This is a genomic window from Mycoplana ramosa (assembly GCF_041930185.1).
Lineage (GTDB): Bacteria > Pseudomonadota > Alphaproteobacteria > Rhizobiales > Rhizobiaceae > Mycoplana > Mycoplana ramosa.
On the sequence record NZ_JBHEEW010000012.1, the window covers coordinates 24,131 to 41,363 of the forward strand.

At 64.1% G+C, this 17,233-nt stretch carries 14 protein-coding genes, 1 tRNA gene and 1 pseudogene; 6 read left to right on the plus strand and 10 right to left on the minus strand.

All coding sequences use genetic code 11. The features are described from left to right. The first annotated feature begins 107 nt into the window (after positions 1–107). The gene (locus JNC62_RS15580; RefSeq protein WP_374839936.1) at positions 108–626 is read left to right on the plus strand and encodes a GcrA family cell cycle regulator; all 519 of its coding nucleotides are present in this window, start codon (positions 108–110) and stop codon (positions 624–626) included. 85 nt (positions 627–711) lie between these two features. On the opposite strand, the gene phoB is transcribed toward JNC62_RS15580, so the two are convergent. From phoB to phoR, 7 genes and pseudogenes are all read right to left on the minus strand, one after another. Continuing rightward, positions 712–1,395, minus strand: a complete 684-nt coding sequence (gene phoB, locus JNC62_RS15585; RefSeq protein ID WP_310411495.1) for a phosphate regulon transcriptional regulator PhoB — start codon at positions 1,393–1,395, stop codon at positions 712–714. Between the two features lie 46 nt (positions 1,396–1,441). Then, positions 1,442–2,155: a phosphate signaling complex protein PhoU gene (phoU, locus tag JNC62_RS15590; RefSeq protein WP_374839937.1), complete on the minus strand. Its 714-nt coding sequence runs from the start codon at positions 2,153–2,155 to the stop codon at positions 1,442–1,444. A 59-nt stretch (positions 2,156–2,214) separates the two neighbouring features. After that, a pseudogene (gene pstB, locus JNC62_RS15595) lies at positions 2,215–3,031 on the minus strand (phosphate ABC transporter ATP-binding protein PstB). Between the two features lie 14 nt (positions 3,032–3,045). Beyond that, the gene (gene pstA / locus JNC62_RS15600; RefSeq protein WP_374839938.1) at positions 3,046–4,368 is read right to left on the minus strand and encodes a phosphate ABC transporter permease PstA; all 1,323 of its coding nucleotides are present in this window, start codon (positions 4,366–4,368) and stop codon (positions 3,046–3,048) included. After that, positions 4,365–5,846 carry a phosphate ABC transporter permease subunit PstC gene (gene pstC, locus JNC62_RS15605; RefSeq protein ID WP_374839939.1) on the minus strand — a complete coding sequence of 494 codons (1,482 nt, stop codon included), beginning with the start codon at positions 5,844–5,846 and terminating at the stop codon, positions 4,365–4,367. Before pstC ends, pstA begins: the two co-directional genes overlap by 4 nt. An 80-nt stretch (positions 5,847–5,926) precedes the next feature. Beyond that, entirely contained in the window at positions 5,927–6,961 is a 1,035-nt protein-coding gene (locus JNC62_RS15610; protein WP_374839940.1) for a substrate-binding domain-containing protein, read from the minus strand. Positions 6,962–7,151: 190 nt separating this feature from the next. After that, positions 7,152–8,438, minus strand: coding sequence for a phosphate regulon sensor histidine kinase PhoR (gene phoR, locus JNC62_RS15615; RefSeq protein ID WP_374839941.1), 1,287 nt, complete (start codon positions 8,436–8,438; stop codon positions 7,152–7,154). A gap of 130 nt (positions 8,439–8,568) precedes the next feature. On the opposite strand from phoR, the gene ppk2 reads away from it, so the two are divergent. Then, the gene (gene ppk2, locus JNC62_RS15620; protein WP_374839942.1) at positions 8,569–9,450 is read left to right on the plus strand and encodes a polyphosphate kinase 2; all 882 of its coding nucleotides are present in this window, start codon (positions 8,569–8,571) and stop codon (positions 9,448–9,450) included. 36 nt (positions 9,451–9,486) lie between these two features. On the opposite strand, the gene JNC62_RS15625 is transcribed toward ppk2, so the two are convergent. Continuing rightward, positions 9,487–10,641 (minus strand): serine/threonine-protein kinase, encoded by a 1,155-nt coding sequence (locus tag JNC62_RS15625; protein ID WP_374839943.1) that lies wholly within the window; start codon positions 10,639–10,641, stop codon positions 9,487–9,489. Between the two features lie 293 nt (positions 10,642–10,934). Between JNC62_RS15625 and JNC62_RS15630 the strand changes: the two genes are divergently transcribed. The 3 genes from JNC62_RS15630 to JNC62_RS15640 all read left to right on the plus strand — a co-directional run bounded on the left by JNC62_RS15630 (position 10,935) and on the right by JNC62_RS15640 (position 13,442). Next, positions 10,935–11,897: an NAD(P)H-dependent flavin oxidoreductase gene (locus tag JNC62_RS15630; RefSeq protein ID WP_374839944.1), complete on the plus strand. Its 963-nt coding sequence runs from the start codon at positions 10,935–10,937 to the stop codon at positions 11,895–11,897. 124 nt (positions 11,898–12,021) lie between these two features. Beyond that, a tRNA-Thr gene (locus tag JNC62_RS15635) sits at positions 12,022–12,097 on the plus strand. Between the two features lie 175 nt (positions 12,098–12,272). Next, on the plus strand, positions 12,273–13,442 hold the full coding sequence (locus JNC62_RS15640) for a calcium-binding protein (protein ID WP_374839945.1): 1,170 nt from the start codon (positions 12,273–12,275) through the stop codon (positions 13,440–13,442). A gap of 60 nt (positions 13,443–13,502) precedes the next feature. On the opposite strand, the gene JNC62_RS15645 is transcribed toward JNC62_RS15640, so the two are convergent. Beyond that, positions 13,503–14,663 carry an AI-2E family transporter gene (locus JNC62_RS15645; RefSeq protein ID WP_374839946.1) on the minus strand — a complete coding sequence of 387 codons (1,161 nt, stop codon included), beginning with the start codon at positions 14,661–14,663 and terminating at the stop codon, positions 13,503–13,505. A gap of 265 nt (positions 14,664–14,928) precedes the next feature. Between JNC62_RS15645 and JNC62_RS15650 the strand changes: the two genes are divergently transcribed. Beyond that, complete coding sequence (locus JNC62_RS15650; protein ID WP_374839947.1) at positions 14,929–15,567, plus strand: 5-formyltetrahydrofolate cyclo-ligase; 639 nt, start codon at positions 14,929–14,931, stop codon at positions 15,565–15,567. Between the two features lie 81 nt (positions 15,568–15,648). Here JNC62_RS15650 and JNC62_RS15655 read toward each other — a convergent pair whose 3' ends face one another. Further along, entirely contained in the window at positions 15,649–17,163 is a 1,515-nt protein-coding gene (locus JNC62_RS15655) for a peptide MFS transporter (RefSeq protein ID WP_374839948.1), read from the minus strand. Positions 17,164–17,233: the final 70 nt, after the last annotated feature.

Below are 17,233 nucleotides of genomic sequence, written 5' to 3' on the forward strand. Positions count from 1 at the left end.
TGCGGCGGAACTAGTCACCAACAGTATCAAGGCGTTCCGAGCTCCGGAGCCATCCGGGGCATTGACGACGGATTCCCGGTAGCGAACGCTGGAACGGAGGCGATAGTATGAACTGGACAGACGAGAGGGTCGAGAAGCTCAAGAAGCTCTGGTCCGAAGGATTGAGCGCCAGCCAGATCGCAGCACAGCTCGGCGGCGTCAGCCGCAACGCAGTCATCGGCAAGGTGCACCGCCTCGCTCTGCCCGGCCGCGCCAAGGCCGGCGGCACGCCGACAGCGACGCGCGCCAAACGGCCGGCCGCTGCGCCGCGCCCCGCGAACTTCGCCCCGCGCGTCGTCACCCGCACCGTCGCCCGTCCGGCAGGCGCGACCGTCGTCAAGGAAGAGGTCGCGTTCGAGTACGACGACGCACCGCTCGCGCGCATCGACACCAACGTGGTGTTGCCGATGTCGCGCCGGCTGGAGCTGACCGAACTCACCGAGCGCACCTGCAAGTGGCCGAATGGCGACCCGCTGACGGACGATTTTCACTTCTGCGGCAACGAGTCCCCGGACAATTCGCCCTACTGCCTCTACCATCAGCGTCTGGCCTACCAGCCGTCGGCCGAACGTCGGCGCATGCGCTGACCGGTTCAAGGCCGGGAACGAGGACCGAAATTGCAAACGGGCCCCGCGGGGCCCGTTTTTCGTTTCCGACGTCGTGGCCCGCCGATCAGGCCTCCAGCGAATAGCCGGCTCCGCGCACGGTGCGGATGACGTCCTGCATGTTGGAAAAGTTCAGCGCCTTGCGCAGCCGGCCGACATGCACGTCCACCGTACGCTCGTCGACGTAGATATCATGCCCCCAGACGCCGTCGAGCAGCTGCGAGCGCGAGAAGACGCGCCCCGGAGAGGTCATGAAAAACTCGAGCAGGCGGAATTCCGTCGGGCCGAGGCGCACCTCGCGCGTCCGGCGATGGACCCGGTGCGTCTCGCGGTCGAGTTCGATGTCGCCGCACTTCAGCAGCGTCGAGACCACCTCCGGCCGGGCGCGCCGCAGCATCGCCTTCACCCGAGCCATCAGCTCCGGCGTCGAGAAGGGCTTCACCACATAGTCGTCGGCGCCGGTGGCAAGACCGCGCACCCTTTCGCTCTCCTCGCCGCGGGCCGTCAGCATGATGATCGGCAGGCGTTCGGTCTCGGAGCGCTGGCGCAGACGCCGGCAAAGCTCGATGCCGGAGACGCCGGGCAACATCCAGTCGAGGATCAGAAGATCCGGCTGGCGCTCCTGCAGGCGGATCTCCGCTTCGTCGCCGCGCAGGATCGTATCGACCTCGAAACCCTCCGCTTCGAGGTTGTAGCGCAGGAGGACGCTGAGCGCCTCCTCGTCTTCGACCACGGTAATCTTGGGAACCATGCCTTGAGAACTCCGGCGTTCTAAAATTCAGACACTTCGAGGCGGATCATTCCATCTCCGCGCCGACCGAGGTGGTGTGATCGTCCTTCGGGCGCTCGCCTTCCGGTGGTGCACCCGTCGCCATGTAGAAGATCGTCTCGGCGATGTTGGTGGCGTGGTCGCCGATGCGCTCGATGTTCTTGGCGCAGAACAGGAGATGGGTGCAGGGCGTGATGTTGCGCGGGTCTTCCATCATGTAGGTCAGGAGCTCCCGGAACAGCGACGTGTAGACCGCGTCGATCTCGTCGTCACGCTCACGGATCTCCTTGGCCTTCTCGACGTTGCGTGAGGCATAAACGTCGAGCACTTCCTTCAGCTGCATCAGCGCCAGTTCGGCCAGATGCTCCAGACCGCGGGCGAGCTTGCGCGGCATGCCGGAACTCTGCACGGCAATCACGCGCTTGGCATTGTTCTTTCCAAGGTCGCCGACGCGCTCGAGTTCCGCAGCGATGCGGATCGCGCCCATGATTTCGCGCAGGTCCGCCGCCATCGGCTGGCGCTTGGCGATCGTCAGGATCGCCTTTTCGTTGATCTGCCGCTCGGCATTGTCCAGGATGACGTCCTCGGAGATGACCTTCTGCGCCAGCGCGGCATCGGTGTTGACCAGCGCGCGCACGCTGTCACCCACCATCTGCTCGGCGGTGCCGCCCATCTCGGAGATGCGGCGCGCTAGGTACTTCAACTCTTCGTCGTAGACGGAAACGATGTGGGTCGATGACATGGTTTTATCCTCAACGGGCGCCTTGGCGCCGGGTCTTCATTCGCGACTGCGCAACGAGTTTAGCCGAACCGGCCCATGATGTAGTCCTGCGTGCGCTGGTCGTCGGGATTGGTGAACATCTTGTCGGTGTCGTTCTCCTCGACAAGATTGCCGAGGTGGAACATGGCGGTGCGCTGCGAAACACGCGCGGCCTGCTGCATCGAATGGGTGACGATGACGATGGTGAAGTTTTCGCGCAGCTCGTGGATCAGTTCCTCGACCTTGGCGGTGGCGATCGGATCGAGCGCCGAGCAGGGCTCGTCCATCAGGATCACCTCCGGGCTGACCGCGACGGCGCGGGCAATGCAGAGACGCTGCTGCTGGCCGCCCGACAGGGCCCGTGCCGCCTTCATGCAGCCGGTCCTTCACCTCGTTCCAGAGGCCGGCCTTCTGCAGGCTGTGCTCGACCACCTGGTCCAGATCCGCCTTGTTCTTGGCGAGACCGTGAATGCGCGGCCCGTAGGCAACGTTCTCGTAGATCGACTTCGGAAACGGGTTCGGCTTCTGAAAGACCATGCCGACACGGGCACGAAGCTCGACCACGTCGATGGCGGGGTCGTAAACATCCTCGCCGTCGAGCGTGATCGCGCCGGTGACGCGGCAATTGTCGATCGTGTCGTTCATGCGGTTGAGCGTGCGCAGGAACGTCGACTTGCCGCAGCCGGACGGGCCGATCAGCGCCGTCACCGTATTCTCTCGGATGTTGAGGTTAACGTCGTAGAGGGCGCGTTTGTCGCCGTAGTAAACGGAGACATCCTTGCCGACCATCTTGTAGGGCACAGTGTTCATCTTCTTTTCCAGCGCTTCTTCAGCCATGGCTTCGGTCATGATGTTCATCAGCTTCTACCCCACTACCAGCGGCGCTCAAACCGGCGCCGCAACAGGATTGCACCGAGGTTCATGACGATCAGGAACACCAGCAGCACGATGATCGCCCCCGAGGTCCGCTCGACAAAGGCACGCTCGGCCTCGTTCGCCCACATGTAGATCTGCACCGGCAGGGCCGTCGACGGATCGAGCGGCGTGGCGGGTACGTTGGCGACGAAGGCGACCATGCCGATCAGGAGCAGCGGCGCGGTCTCGCCGAGCGCATGCGCCAGGCCGATGATCGTGCCGGTCAGGATGCCGGGCATGGCGAGCGGCAGGACGTGGTGGAAGATCGTCTGCATCTTCGAGGCGCCAAGTCCGAGGGCGGCGGCACGGATCGACGGCGGCACGGCCCGCAGCGCCGCGCGGGTGGCGATGATGATCGTCGGCAGCGTCATCAGCGTCAGCACCAGACCGCCAACGAGCGGCGCCGAACGCGGCAGGCCGGCAAAGTTGATGAAGACGGCGAGGCCGAGAAGACCGTAGACGATCGAAGGCACGGCGGCGAGGTTGTTGATGTTGACCTCGATCAGGTCGGTCAGCCGGTTCTTCGGCGCGAACTCCTCCAGATAGATCGAAGCGGCAACGCCGACCGGCAGCGACAGCACGAGCACGATGCCCATCAGGTAGAGCGAGCCCACGAGCGCCACGCCGAGGCCGGCGGCTTCCGGCCGGCTGGAATTGCCGTTGACGAACAGCCCGGTATTGAAACCCTTGGCGAGCACGCCTTCCGCTGCAAGCTGGTTCATCCAGCCGACCTGGTCGTCGGAAATCTTGCGGTTCTTTTCGTCGACGGTCAGGTCGAACTGCCCCTTGAAGGCGGAATCGATGGTGGCGCTGGCGAGAACGGTGACGGGCACGGTCTTGCCGATGATCGAGGGATCGTCCTCCACCATGTCGCGCAGCGCCACGCGCGCGCTTTCCGACACCATCGCCGAAATCTGCTTCAGCGCCGCCCGATCGGTCGACTTGACGCCGAGCTTCTCGGCCAGCGCATTGCGCACCAGCAACGGATAGTTGGCGGTCACCAGCACCTTCGGATCGGTGGCGCGCTTGTTGGAGGGGTCGATGACCTTCTCGGAGAATTCGACCGGCAGCGTGATCTCGGTCTGCTGGAAGGCGGTGTAGCCCTTGCCCGCGACCGACCACAGCAGCACGAACAGAAACACCAGACCGAAGGTGATCGCGGCGAGGCCATAGAAGCGGAAGCGGCGTTCGGCGGCATAGCGGCGGCGAATGCCGATGTCGCGGCGCGGCGGTGCCTTGGAGACGGTGTCGCCGGAAACCGGTGTAACGAGATCGGTCATTCGTACTGCTCCCGGTATTTGCGGACGATATAGAGCGCGTAGACGTTGAGTGCGAGCGTGATGCAGAACAGGGTGATGCCGAGTGCGAAGGCCACCAGCGTCTGCGGCGAGGTGAATTCCAGGTCGCCGGTCAGCTGGTTGACGATCTTCACGGTCACCGTCGTCATGGGCTCGAACGGGTTGATCTGCATGCGCGCGGCGACACCTGCGGCCAGCACCACGATCATCGTCTCGCCGATGGCTCGCGAGGCGGTCATCAGCAGCGCACCGACGATGCCCGGAAGGGCGGCCGGCAGGATCACCCGCTTGATCGTCTCCGACCGGGTGGCGCCGAGACCGAGCGAGCCGTCCCGCAACGCCCGCGGCACCGCGGTGATGATGTCGTCGGACAACGAGGAGACATAGGGGATCAGCATGATGCCCATGACGATGCCGGCGGTGAGAACGCTCTGCGCCTGGATGAAGCTGGCGTAGTTGCCGGTGGCCAGGCCGTTGAGGCTGGCGGAGATGTCGCGCAGGAACGGGCCGACGGTGACGAGCGCGAAGAAGCCGTAGACGATCGTCGGGATGCCGGCCAGCACTTCAAGCAGCGGCTTTGCCAGCGAGCGCATGCGGGGAGATGCATATTCGGCCATGTAGATGGCGGCGAACAGCCCGACCGGAACCGCCACGAGCATGGCGACAAAGCCGATATAGAGCGTGCCGGCCAGCAGCGGAATCAGGCCGAACTGGCCCGAGGAGCTGGCGCCCGCGCCGGCGAAGCGCGGATCCCAGACGGTGCCGAAAAAGAACTCGGAGGCCGGCACCATGCGGAAGAACAGGATCGCCTCGGTCAGCATCGATGCGGCAATGCCGATCGTCGTCAGGATGGCGATCGAGGAGGCGCCGATCAGCGACCACAGCACGACCCGCTCGACCTTGTTGCGCGCGCGAAGCCGCGGGGCGACTGTGCGAAGGGCCACGAAGGCGCCCGCAAGTGACAGAGCAATCGACAGGGCGGCAAGTGCCATCCGGCTCGACTGCGACTTGGCATTCAGGGTGGCTGCCGAATCCAGCATGTAGGGCTGCGCCTCGGCGGCGACGGCGACACCCTTTGCGGCGAAAACCGACTGGAGGGTCGAAGGATCCTGCTTGACGGACCGAACTTCGTCCTCGGAAAGCAGCGGAAGGCCGCGGGCGATCGTGGCGACCATGCCGAAGGCGAGGCTCTGCTGCGACGGCGACTGTGCCTTGACCGCATCCGGAAAGCTGTCACGGACGGAAGAATTGACGATGAACGGGCTGATCGTCAGCCAGAGAGCGATCAGGATCAGCGGCGGCAGCAGCGCCGCGAGCGCCACATAGGCGCCGTAGTAATTCGGCCGGGAATGAAGCGCGGAAGACCGGCCCCCGGACACCGCGTTTGCCCGCATGCGGCCGAGAACAAAGGCGACCGCGGCAATGGCCGGCAGGATGGCGAGTAGTAGCGTCGTGCTCATGCGGATGTCCTGGCCGCCTCATGCGGGAAAGTTCGAATGAGCGGAACCGGCGCAGACTGGCTGCGCCGGTTCCCTCAATATTACATGGTCTTGCCGGCTTCGACCGCCGTGCGGATCTCTTCGCGCTCTGCATCCGGAGCAGCCACGAGACCGTACTCGGCGAGCGGGCCGTCGGGGCCGATCATCTGGTCGGATACGAAGAACTCGACATATTCCTTCAGGCCCGGGACGACACCGACATGCGCCTTCTTGACGTAGAAGAACAGCGGACGGGATACCGGGTACTCGCCCGAAGCGATCGTCTCGACCGACGGCGTCACGCCGTTGACGGTGGCAACCTTCAGCTTGTCGGCATTGTTCTCATAGAACGACAGGCCGAAGACGCCAACGCCGGACTTGTTGGCGGCGATGCGTGCGAGCGTCTCGGAGTAGTCGCCGTCGATGTCGACTGCAAGACCATCCTTGCGGACGGCGATGCACTTCTTGCCGGCTTCCTTCTCGTCGGCGACCGCAGCCTTGATCACGTCGACAGCACCGGTATCCTTGCAGCCGACCGCAAGAACCTTCTCTTCGAAGACTTCGCGGGTGCCGTGCTTTTCGCCCGGAATGTAGGCGGCGATTTCGGCGTCCGGAAGCGCCGGGTTCACTTCCGACCACTTCTTGTAGGGATTGGCGACGAGCTTGCCGTCAACCACGACCTCGGCGGCGAGCGCCTTGTAGATGTCGGCCGGGGCAAAGGCGAGGTCCGGATTGCCGGCGTCGGTCGCAAAGACGATGCCGTCATAGCCGATCTTGACTTCCTGGACGTCGGTGACGCCGGCCGCCTTGCAGGCTTCCAGCTCCGAATCCTTGATCTTGCGCGAGGAATTGGCGATATCGATCGTAGCCTCGCCGACACCCTTGCAGAATTCCTTCAGGCCGGCGCCGCTGCCGCCGGATTCGACGACGGGGGTCTTGAAGTCGCCAAAGGTCTCGCCGAAGGTCTCGGCGACGATCTTGGCATAGGGCAGAACGGTCGAGGAACCGGCGATCTGGATCTGGTCGCGGGCCGCGGCACCGCCAGCGAAGGCGACCGAGGCAACCAGTGCGGCTACGGTGAGCTTAAGAGAATTCATCTGTTGTCTCCCATGATGGGCTTGTGTGGGTTCGCCGGCGGCCGGCCTTTGCCTGCCGTCGATCGGCGGCCCTATCTAGCGCCCCGTCGCAATCGCTTTTATGTCACTTCGATGAAACATTTGTGACATAGCAAGCACCTGATATTCCAGTGCTATTCTCGACAATCCCAGATTTTCGCCGATCTTTGTGTCAGAATTTGACGGTGAAGACCGTTCCCTGGCCGACCTCGGACTTCACCACCAGCCGGGCGCGATGGCGCGTCAGGATGTGTTTGGCGATCGCAAGCCCCAGGCCGGTGCCCTTCTTCGACCGGCTGGCTTCCACATTCACCCGATAGAAGCGCTCGGTGAGGCGCGGAACGTGCTCGGGCGGGATGCCCGGGCCAAAATCCGTGACGGTCACTTCCGGATGCTCGAAATCGGCCGCCGAGAGCTGCACTTCGACGCGCTTCCCCTCCTGGCCATACTTGCATGCATTCTCTACCAGGTTCTCGAACACCTCGGTCAGCTCATCGCGGTCACCGGCAACCTCGACGGCCTGTTCCGGCAGGTCCAGATGGATCTGAACGCCCAGTTCGGCCGCAAACGGCTGCAGGCTGTCGCACACATGCCCGAGCAGCGGCTTGAGATCCACCATCTCGTCGGGGACGATATTCGATTTCAACTCCAGCCGGGAGAGCGATAGGAGATCGTCGACAAGCCGGCTCATTCGCGTGGCCTGCTCATGCATGATGCCCAGGAACCGCTCATGCGCCTTCTCGTCGCCCTTCGCCGGTCCCTGCAGGGTTTCGATGAAACCCCGCAGCGAGGCAAGCGGCGTGCGCAGCTCGTGGCTGGCATTGGCGACGAAATCGGAACGCATCCGGTCGATCCGCCGCGCCTGTGAGACATCGCGGAACGAAATCAGGAAGTAGCGTCCACCGCCGAGCAGTTGGCCGAGCGACGGCATCGGCGCGGCGCGCACGATGTAGGCCGTCTCGGCCGGCAATCGCTCGGAATGTTCGATTTCCTTCGTCTGCCCGATTGCGATTACCTCGCGTGCCATGTCGAGGATTCCCGGCGCACGGATGCGCCCCGCCAGATCGGCATTGCGCGGGATGGGCCCGAACAGAGCGGTGGCGGCCCGGTTCTGAAGCTTGACCGTCTCGTCGGCGGTGACCACCAGCACGGGCATGTCGAGCGCATCGATCAGCACGGCGATCGACGCAAGTCCATCACTGGCGTTCGCATCCGGACGCGCCGTGGCGACGGGCATGGGGTCAGGTTTAGCCTCGATGCGGTCGGCGCGGGCAAATCCGGCGAGAACCAGCAGCACCGCCGCAAAGACGACCCAGCCCGCCGGTATCCCGCCCATCCACATCAGGAAGGCGGTGAACATGACGGCGGCCAAAAGCACGCGCTCGTCCCACAGCTGCCCCAGGAGCCAGCGAATTGTCGACCCGCGCGTCTCCACCAGAACTCCCTTCGTCACCTTCATCGGCTTGCTCCGCAATTGCCACCCCAACAGGCAGCAATAGCGCGATTTGATGACATGTTTTTCACGGTGCGCTTGAAATCGCAACGCGGATATGTCCTGCTCGCCGGACATCGAACGGAGGGCACGCGGCATGGTGATCTTTCCCGACATAAAACCTGTGGAGATCGAGATCGGCGGCAAGAAGCGCCCAGTCGACATCGACGATCCAAAGCTTCCTGATTGGGTCGATGACAACGCCCTGTCTTCGGGCGGCTTTCCCTACCAGAAAAAGATCGGCAAGGACGAGTACGACGACACCTTGGAGCGGCTGCAGATCGAGCTTGTGAAGGTGCAGTACTGGCTGCAGGCGACCGGCCGGCGCGTGATCGCCGTTTACGAGGGACGCGACGCCGCTGGCAAGGGCGGCACGATCTTCGTCACGCGCGCCTATCTGAACCCCCGATCCGCGCGGGTCGTGGCGCTCGCCAAGCCGACCGAGAGCGAGCAGGGGCAATGGTACTACCAGCGCTACGTGGCACAGTTTCCCACCGCGGGCGAATTCGTCCTGTTCGACCGGTCCTGGTACAACCGCGCCGGCGTCGAACCGGTCATGGGTTTCTGTACGCCGGAACAGTACGAAACCTTCCTCGAAGAGACGCCGCACTTCGAGCGGATGGTGCTCAACGATCGCATCTTCTTCTTCAAGTTCTGGCTCGACATCGGCCGGGAGATGCAGATCAAGCGCTTCCACGATCGCCGGCATGATCCGCTGAAGACCTGGAAGCTGTCGCCGATGGACGTCGCCGCACTCAACAAATGGGACGACTACACCGAAAAGCGCGACCGCATGCTGAATAAGACCCACACCGAGCGTGCGCCCTGGACCGTGATCCGCGCCAACGACAAGCGGCGCGCCCGTCTCAACGCCATCCGCCACATCCTCCACCGCATCGACTACGAAGGCAAGGACCGGGGCGCGATCGGCGAGATCGACGACAAGATCCTCGGTTCAGGCCCGAAGTTCCTGAAATAGCGAACCGGACATTCCTGGTCCACGACTGCGGATCGGTTATTCGCCCGGCAGGACGCGAATGGCAAAGAGGTTGACCGCGGCCCCTCCGCCGCTCACGTCGCTGTTGATGAACAAGCGCCCCGCCCCGTTTGGCGAAAGCGTGCGGTCGAAGGTGACCTGGAACAGCAGATCCGTGCGATCCGAGACGGCGAAGCGATGGCGATCACAATCGCCGAGCGTGGCGAAGTCGCATTCGACCGAGACCTGAACGGGCTTGCCGCTCTCGGCCTCGACCGTCAGGGCGATCGTGGACGTCTTGCCGGCCATCGCCTGCAGGACCTCCGGCTCGACCGACACCGCCACGGCGCCGTCTCGATCGGGAACCTGCGAGACGAGCCGGACCGCCGGTCCCTCGTCCGTGCTGACCGGTTCGAAGCGCCCCTTGGCCCCGGCCGTCAGCGCACTGGTCAGACTCGGCTCGAAGACCTCCCGCCAGTCGGCTGAAAAGGTGTTCTGCGTGTCGAGCGCCTCCTTGACCGGATCGTTTCCGGAGAAATCCTCGCCCCGCACCGTCTGCGGCGGGTTGGCTACGCTGCCGTCGCGTGCGCCGGGAGGCAGCAGCAAGCCACTGCTTTGGACCCACCAGGCCGCCGTCCCGATCGCGGCAGCCAGTGTCGCGACGACCAGCAGGAAGGAGAACAGCCGCCCGCGCCGCCTGGGCGCCTTGGCCATCCGGGGCGAGGCTGCAACGGTCGCATCCACCTGCCCCGCGGGATTGACGGCAGCAGGCCGCACACCCTTGGCGGCCGCCCCAAATCCATCCCCTCGATCAGGCCGGATCTCATCCAGCATCGGCACCGCTGCGGCTGTCGCAGGCGGCTTCTCCCGCGCCATCGGCCGTTGGGGCCTTACTTGCGCATCCGCCGCCGTTTTTCCGCGCTCGTTCGCCGCGCTTTGCGGCGCAACCGGTGTCCGCTCCGCCAGCGGCCGTTCCGCCTTGATGGCGGCACGCTGTTCGCTCTCGATCTGGCGGATGGTCACTTCGAGGCGATGGCGCTGTGCGGCGATCGCCTCCGGATCGTTGATCTCCTGCTTGCGCAGCCCCGCCTCGAGGGCGTTGCGTGCCGACTGGTAAATCCGCGCACGCGTCTCGGGGTCGTTGCTGTCGGCGCGCGCGAGCGCATTCCTGATGGCCTGTTCCAGTCCGCTCACATTGCCTCCTCGGGCGGCTTCGCGCAGATCCAGCCGCGCGGGTCAAACGCGATCAAGGCGTCTTCGATTTCCTTTGTTTAAGAATTCGGTAAACGTTGCGGCAGCGTTCCGCAAGCCTTGCGACGACTCATGCGGGCGCAACGGTGTGAAAACCCGCGGAACCGCAGCCTTGCGCTCTCAGCCGCTTGGAGCCGAAGGGGGTGGACCGGAGGGAACGCTGCAAGGCCTTTTCAAGCGGCAGGAAGATTGTTACGGTTTTTACGTTTTCGTAAACGTCAATCGATGGACCGATCATGCCCCTTCCCGCCATTCTGCGCGACAATCTGCGATTGCCCGTCGTCGGTTCGCCGCTCTTCATCATTTCGCATCCGGCTCTGACTTTGGCCCAATGCAAGGCGGGCGTGATCGGCGCCTTTCCCGCGCTCAATGCCCGGCCGGAATCGCAACTCGACGAGTGGCTTGCCGAAATCACCGAAGGCTTGCGCGACCACGACGCGAAACATCCCGGGCGCCGCGCCGCCCCCTTTGCCGTCAACCAGATCGTCCACAAGTCCAACAAGCGGCTCGAGCACGACCTGACGCTGTGCGTGAAGTACAAGGTGCCGATCGTCATTTCGTCCCTCGGTGCCATGCCCGAGGTCAACGAGGCGATCCACTCCTATGGCGGGCTGGTGCTGCACGACGTCATCAACAACCGTCATGCCAGCTCCGCGATCCGCAAGGGGGCCGACGGCCTGATCGCGGTGGCCGCCGGCGCGGGCGGCCACGCCGGCACGCTGTCGCCGTTCGCGCTCGTCCAGGAGATCCGCCAGTGGTTCGACGGGCCGCTGCTTCTGTCGGGTGCGATTGCCACCGGGGCTGCGATCCTCGCCGCCCAGGCGATGGGCGCGGACATGGCCTATATCGGCTCCCCCTTCATCGCCACGACCGAGGCCCGCGCCAGCGACGCCTACAAGCAGGCCATCGTCGAGGGCAATGCGGCCGACATCGTCTATTCCAACTTCTTCACCGGCATCCACGGCAACTACCTGCGCGCGTCGATCCGCGCCGCCGGACTCGATCCGGACAAACTTCCCGAGGCCGACCCCTCCAAGATGGACTTCGAGAAGTCGGAAAGCGGCGCCAGGGTCTGGAAGGACATCTGGGGCTGCGGTCAGGGGATCGGCGCCGTCAGCGGCGTCACCTCCACTGAGGCGCTCGTCGCCCGCCTGGAAGGCGAATACCGGGCCGCCCGAGCCCGCCTTGCCGCCCTTTGAAGCCGGCCGCGCCCACAGGCCGTCGAAAAAGCGCCAAAGCGCCAACAGATGACTTGAAATCTCCGCGCAATGCGGTTATCAGCCCCACACATTCCGGCCCACGAAGCTTCGCGGGCCGATGCGGGCCGCTTTAGCTCAGTCGGTAGAGCACATCATTCGTAATGATGGGGTCACGTGTTCGAGTCACGTAAGCGGCACCACTTCCCGTTGATTTTCAAATATTTGCAGTTGCCCCCGTGGCTGGGTTGAACCCTTGCGCGGCGCGCTTGACTCGCACCTGCTTTAGGCGTCGCTTTTTAAGCGCTGCATAAACAACCAAAACACCCTAGCTGTTCCAACCAGGAATTGAAAACCTGGAGGACTTCAATCATGGCTTTGAGGGGAATCGGTTCAAATCTGATCGGCACCGGCATTCAAGTTAACCTTGGCACGACCGACGACGTCTACGTCGCCGCAAATGTGCTCCTTTCGTCGAGCAACACTGCTGCCATCTACGGTTCGGGTAGCGGGCACATTGTTTACGTCGACGGCACAATTGCCGCTGCGGCGGACGGAATAGCTCTCCGGGGATCAGCTTCTGCAGATCGCGACCAGCATGTCATCATCGGGCAAGCGGGCAACATCAGGAGTTTTGGATCTACCGGCATATCGATCTATGGCATCAACAGCGTCTTAGAGAATTACGGAAAAATCTGGTCAGACTACGACGGCGTCTACATGAACGGCGAGTCAAACGCGACGACGTCAAGAGTTGTCAATTCCGGAACGATAGAAGCCGCCAACTGGGCGATCTGGCATGGTTCAGACGCCACCGAAACACTTGTCATCACCAATTCGGGCATCATCAAGGGTGGACAATACGCGATCTACAGCAGCAATGACGTGCCCCCCTCCATCGAGAAGATAACGAACACCGGCAAGATCATCGGCAACATGGCCCTGAAGACCGGCAACGACGTGTATGACGGCACCGGTGGCCGGCTGACCGGAACGATTTTCGCCGGTGCGGGCAACGATACGCTAAAAGGTGGCATCGACAACGACAGGTTCAACGGCGAGGCCGGCGGCGACAAGCTCTATGGCGGGAAAGGCAACGACACCCTGAAAGGCGATGCAGGTAATGACCATCTGCAAGGGGATGACGGCAACGACGTTCTCGTCGGCGGTGACGGCCATGACACGCTCAACGGCGGCATCGGAAAGGACACGCTTACAGGCGGCGCCGGCAAGGACATGTTTATTTTCAAAAGCCTGAGGGACAGCACGGTCGACGCCCTTGGCCGTGACGTGATCAAGGATTACTCCCGTGCGCAAGGCGACAAGATCGACCTGAAAGGGATCGATGCCAACGCCAAGGCAAGCGGCGATCAGGCGTTCGTCTTCATCGACAAGCAGGCGTTTCACAAGACGGCTGGCGAACTGCGCTACGAGATCAAGTCGGGCGACACCTACATCCACGGCGATACCAACGGCGACGGCAAGGCAGACTTCTCGATCCTGCTGGATTTCTCCCTCGCCATGAAGGCGACCGACTTCATCCTCTGACCGCCGTTAGGGTTCAGGGGGGCGTGCGACATTTCGTGCGCCCCGCCCCCGCTCGAGACGCTATTCCGCCGCCCGCTTCTCGATGACCGGCCCAGCCTCGCTGGTCAGCTCCACTTCGCGCACCCACTCGCGCCAGACCGCCACCAGCAGCGCCATCAGGACGGGGCCGATGAAGAGGCCGAGGAAGCCCATGGTCTTCACGCCGCCGATCAGGCCGAAGAAGGTCGGCAGGAACGGCAGCTTGATCGGGCCGCCGACCAGCCGCGGGCGCAGCGTCTTGTCGACGATGAAGAGTTCGATCGAGCCCCAGAGGAAAAGCGCGATGCCGGCAAACGGCGACCCGCTGGAGATCAGGTAGATCGAGACGAGCGTGAACGAGAGCGGCGCCCCGCCGGGAAAGAGCGCCATCAGACCGGTCAGCACGCCGAGCGTGACGGCCGAGGGAACGCCGGCGATCCAGTAGGCGACCCCGAGCACGATGCCCTCGCCGATCGCAATGAGCGTCATGCCGGTGACGGTCGAGCTGATCGTCGCCGGGACGATGCGCGATATCCGCCCCCAGCGCATCGGCAGAATGCGTTCGCCGATGCTGTCCACCTGCGCCATGAAGGTCTCGCCATCGCGGTAGATGAAAAACAGGGCGATCAGCATGAACAGCATCGTCAAAAGCAGGTGAAACGCCGCCCCGCCTGCGGCCAGCGCCACCCGATAGATATTGCCGATGTTGGCGCCGCTGATGATCTGGGTCAGCTCGCCAATGGCGCCGGGATGATCCAGGAGATCCGTCCATTGCTTCGCCGTCCACTCCCCGATGACCGGCAGGGCGCGAATCCAGCCGGGCACCGGCGCGCCGGTCTTGTTGGTCGCCACCGCCCAGCCGATCCAGTCGCGCACCTCGTGGAAGGCGTAGGTGATCGCGTACATCAGCGGCACGACGATGAAGCCGAGGATCAGCAGGATGGCGACCGATGCGGCCAGCGTCCGGCTGCCGCCGATCGCCTGACGGAGGCGGCAGAAGAGCGGCCAGCTCGCCGAGGCGATCACCAGCGCTGCAAGCACCGGCACGACGAAGCCATGGAAGAAATAGATGCCGGCGATGATGATGAGCAAGAGCAGCCAGCGTGCGGCGGAAATCGGAGAGATCAACGCGACGCTGAAAGGCCGGGCGGCTCCGAGCAAGCGCGGTTCGGAGCGGATGTTGCGCACTTCGGGCTGATGCACCGTGTTCCTCCTTGTCGGCGTCGCCCCCGGTACCGGTGTTTGTCGGGCCATGTCACCTCGATTATCGTGATATCAGTGTCTTATGTCATGACAAAGAAAACCTTGCGTGTCCGGCGATCTTTTTTGCCGTGGCCCCGGCGGACATCGCGCTCCTTGCAGGCCCGCAGTGCTGGAACCACCGATTGCGACGGCTGCTGCCGCACTTGGATGGGATGCGGCTGGCGCTGTTCGGCACAATGGCCGCAGTCCTCATCGGGAGAGCACGATGCACGACAAGGAAAGCAGCAGTGGCGATACAGCAACCTCCGGCGCCAGCGCCAAGACCGGGATGGCGACGCCGCTCCCGATTGAGGGTGTCGCCGGGTGGCGGAAGCAGGAACGGGAGCGGTTGATCACGCAGCGGCTCGCCCATTCCACCGAGAGCCGGACGCAGGCCGCGGCGACCATCCTTGAGCGACTGCGAGAGACGGTGGGCGACGTCCGCGGCCGACGGATCAGCCTGTACTGGCCCTTCCGCGGCGAGCCGGACCTGCGGCCGTGGATCGAGGAGATCTGGGCCGCCGGCGGCATGGCGCTGCTGCCGATCGTCGTGGAGAAGAAGCATCCGCTGCTGTTTCGCAGCTGGCGACAGGGCGAGCGCCTCGAACGTGGCGTCTGGAACATCCCCATGCCAGTGGATGGAGTTGCCACCGATCCGGATATCGTGATCGCGCCGGTGGTCGGATACGATCCTGCGCACTATCGGCTGGGCTATGGCGGCGGCTTCTTCGACCGCACGCTCGCAGCGCTGCAAAAAAAGCCAATGGCCATCGGCGTTGGCTACCGTTCGCAGGCGATCGCGACGATCCATCCCCAGCCGCACGACATCCCCATGGACCAGATCATCGCGGCAGACATCGGCTGAGCCGGATCGCAACGCGCCGGTCGGTTGGCTGGGCGGGCAGATGCAGGTAGAGGCCTCTGCGGCTGGGCAACGTCGTGTCGCCTATTGAGCCGGTGCCGTCTCCTCGACACGCTCGCTGCCGCCGAGGATCCAGCGGGTCAGCGGGCGGGCGAGAAGGATGAGCACCAGGCCGAAGCCGGCGCTGGTCAGGAAGATGCGCAGGAAGGCGTCCTCCAGGCCGGTCGCGTGCTCCGTGTCCATGCCGGCGGCGAGCAGCCCCGCCATCAGGTTGCCGAGCGAGGAGGCGACGAACCAGAAGCCCATCATCTGGCTGGTGAACCGGTCCGGCGCCAGCCGCGAGAACGTGGAAAGGCCGACCGGGCTCAGCATCAGTTCGCCGACGGTGTGGAGGAGATAGGTGGCGATCAAAAACAGCGCCGAGACCCTCACGCCGGTTGCAGCGGTCTGCGCCGCGGGCACGAGGACCAGATAGCCCAGCCCCATGAAGACGAGCCCCGCGCCGAATTTCACGAAGACGGGAATGGTCCAGCGCTGCTCGGCATAGATCCAGAACGCGGCGAAGGCCGGGGTCAGAAGGATGATGAAGAGTGCGTTGAGGTTCTGAAACCACGAGGCGGGCACGGTGAAGCCACCGAGTTCGCGACGGGTGAGATCGTTGGCGAACAGGTTGAGCGAGGACCCCGCCTGCTCGAAGCCCGACCAGAACAAGGCTGCCGCGACAAAGAGGATGGCAAGCGCGATCATGCGCCTTTTCTCGGCGCCGGTCAGGTCGCCGGCGAAGTAGATGTTGAGGAAGAAGCCGACGGCCACGGTGACGATGATCAGGCCCATGGCCTTGGCCAGGCCCGCGGCGCTGGCGAGGTCGATCAGGCCGGTGACGGCGGCGGCGGCGACCAGCACGACGACGAGGCCGCCGATCAGGCCGGTGAAGAGATGGTCGCGGCGGCCGGTGGCCGCATCGGGGTGGTGATGGACGGCGGGCACGCCGCCCTTGTCGCGCAGCGACCTGGTGCCGGCGTAGAGGAAGTTGACGAGGCCGATCAGCATGGCGACGGCGGCGGCGCCAAAACCCCAGTGCCAGCCCCAGTTCTCGCCGAGATAGCCGGCGATCAGGCCGCCGAGGATCGCGCCGACATTGATGCCCATGTAGAAGAACGAGAAGCCGGCATCGCGGCCGCCGATATCATTCTTGTCATAGAGCTGGCCGACGAGGGCCGAGATGTTGGGCTTCAGCAGTCCCGTGCCGGCGGCGATGCAGACGAGGCCGATGAAGAAGATCGTCGCGGCGGAACCGGACATTGCGAGCAAGGCGTGCCCAAGCATGATGGCGATGCCGCCGAGAATGATCGCCCGCTTGCTGCCCCAGAACCGGTCGGCGATCCAACCGCCAGGCAGGGCCAGGATATAGGCCGAGGCGGTGTACAGGCCGTAGATCGCCGCCGCGTCGGCCGTCGTCAGGCCGAGGCCACCATTCTGCACCTGGTCGACGAGAAACAGGATCAGGATCGCCCGCATGCCGTAGTAGCTGAAGCGTTCCCACATTTCGACGAAGAAAAGGGCAATGAGGCCCGACGGATACTTCACCGACGTCGCCATTGACGCCTCCCGACCGTTACTCGAGGAAACTATAGCGCAGATCGGCGGTCTCGACACGCGTCAAGACCGC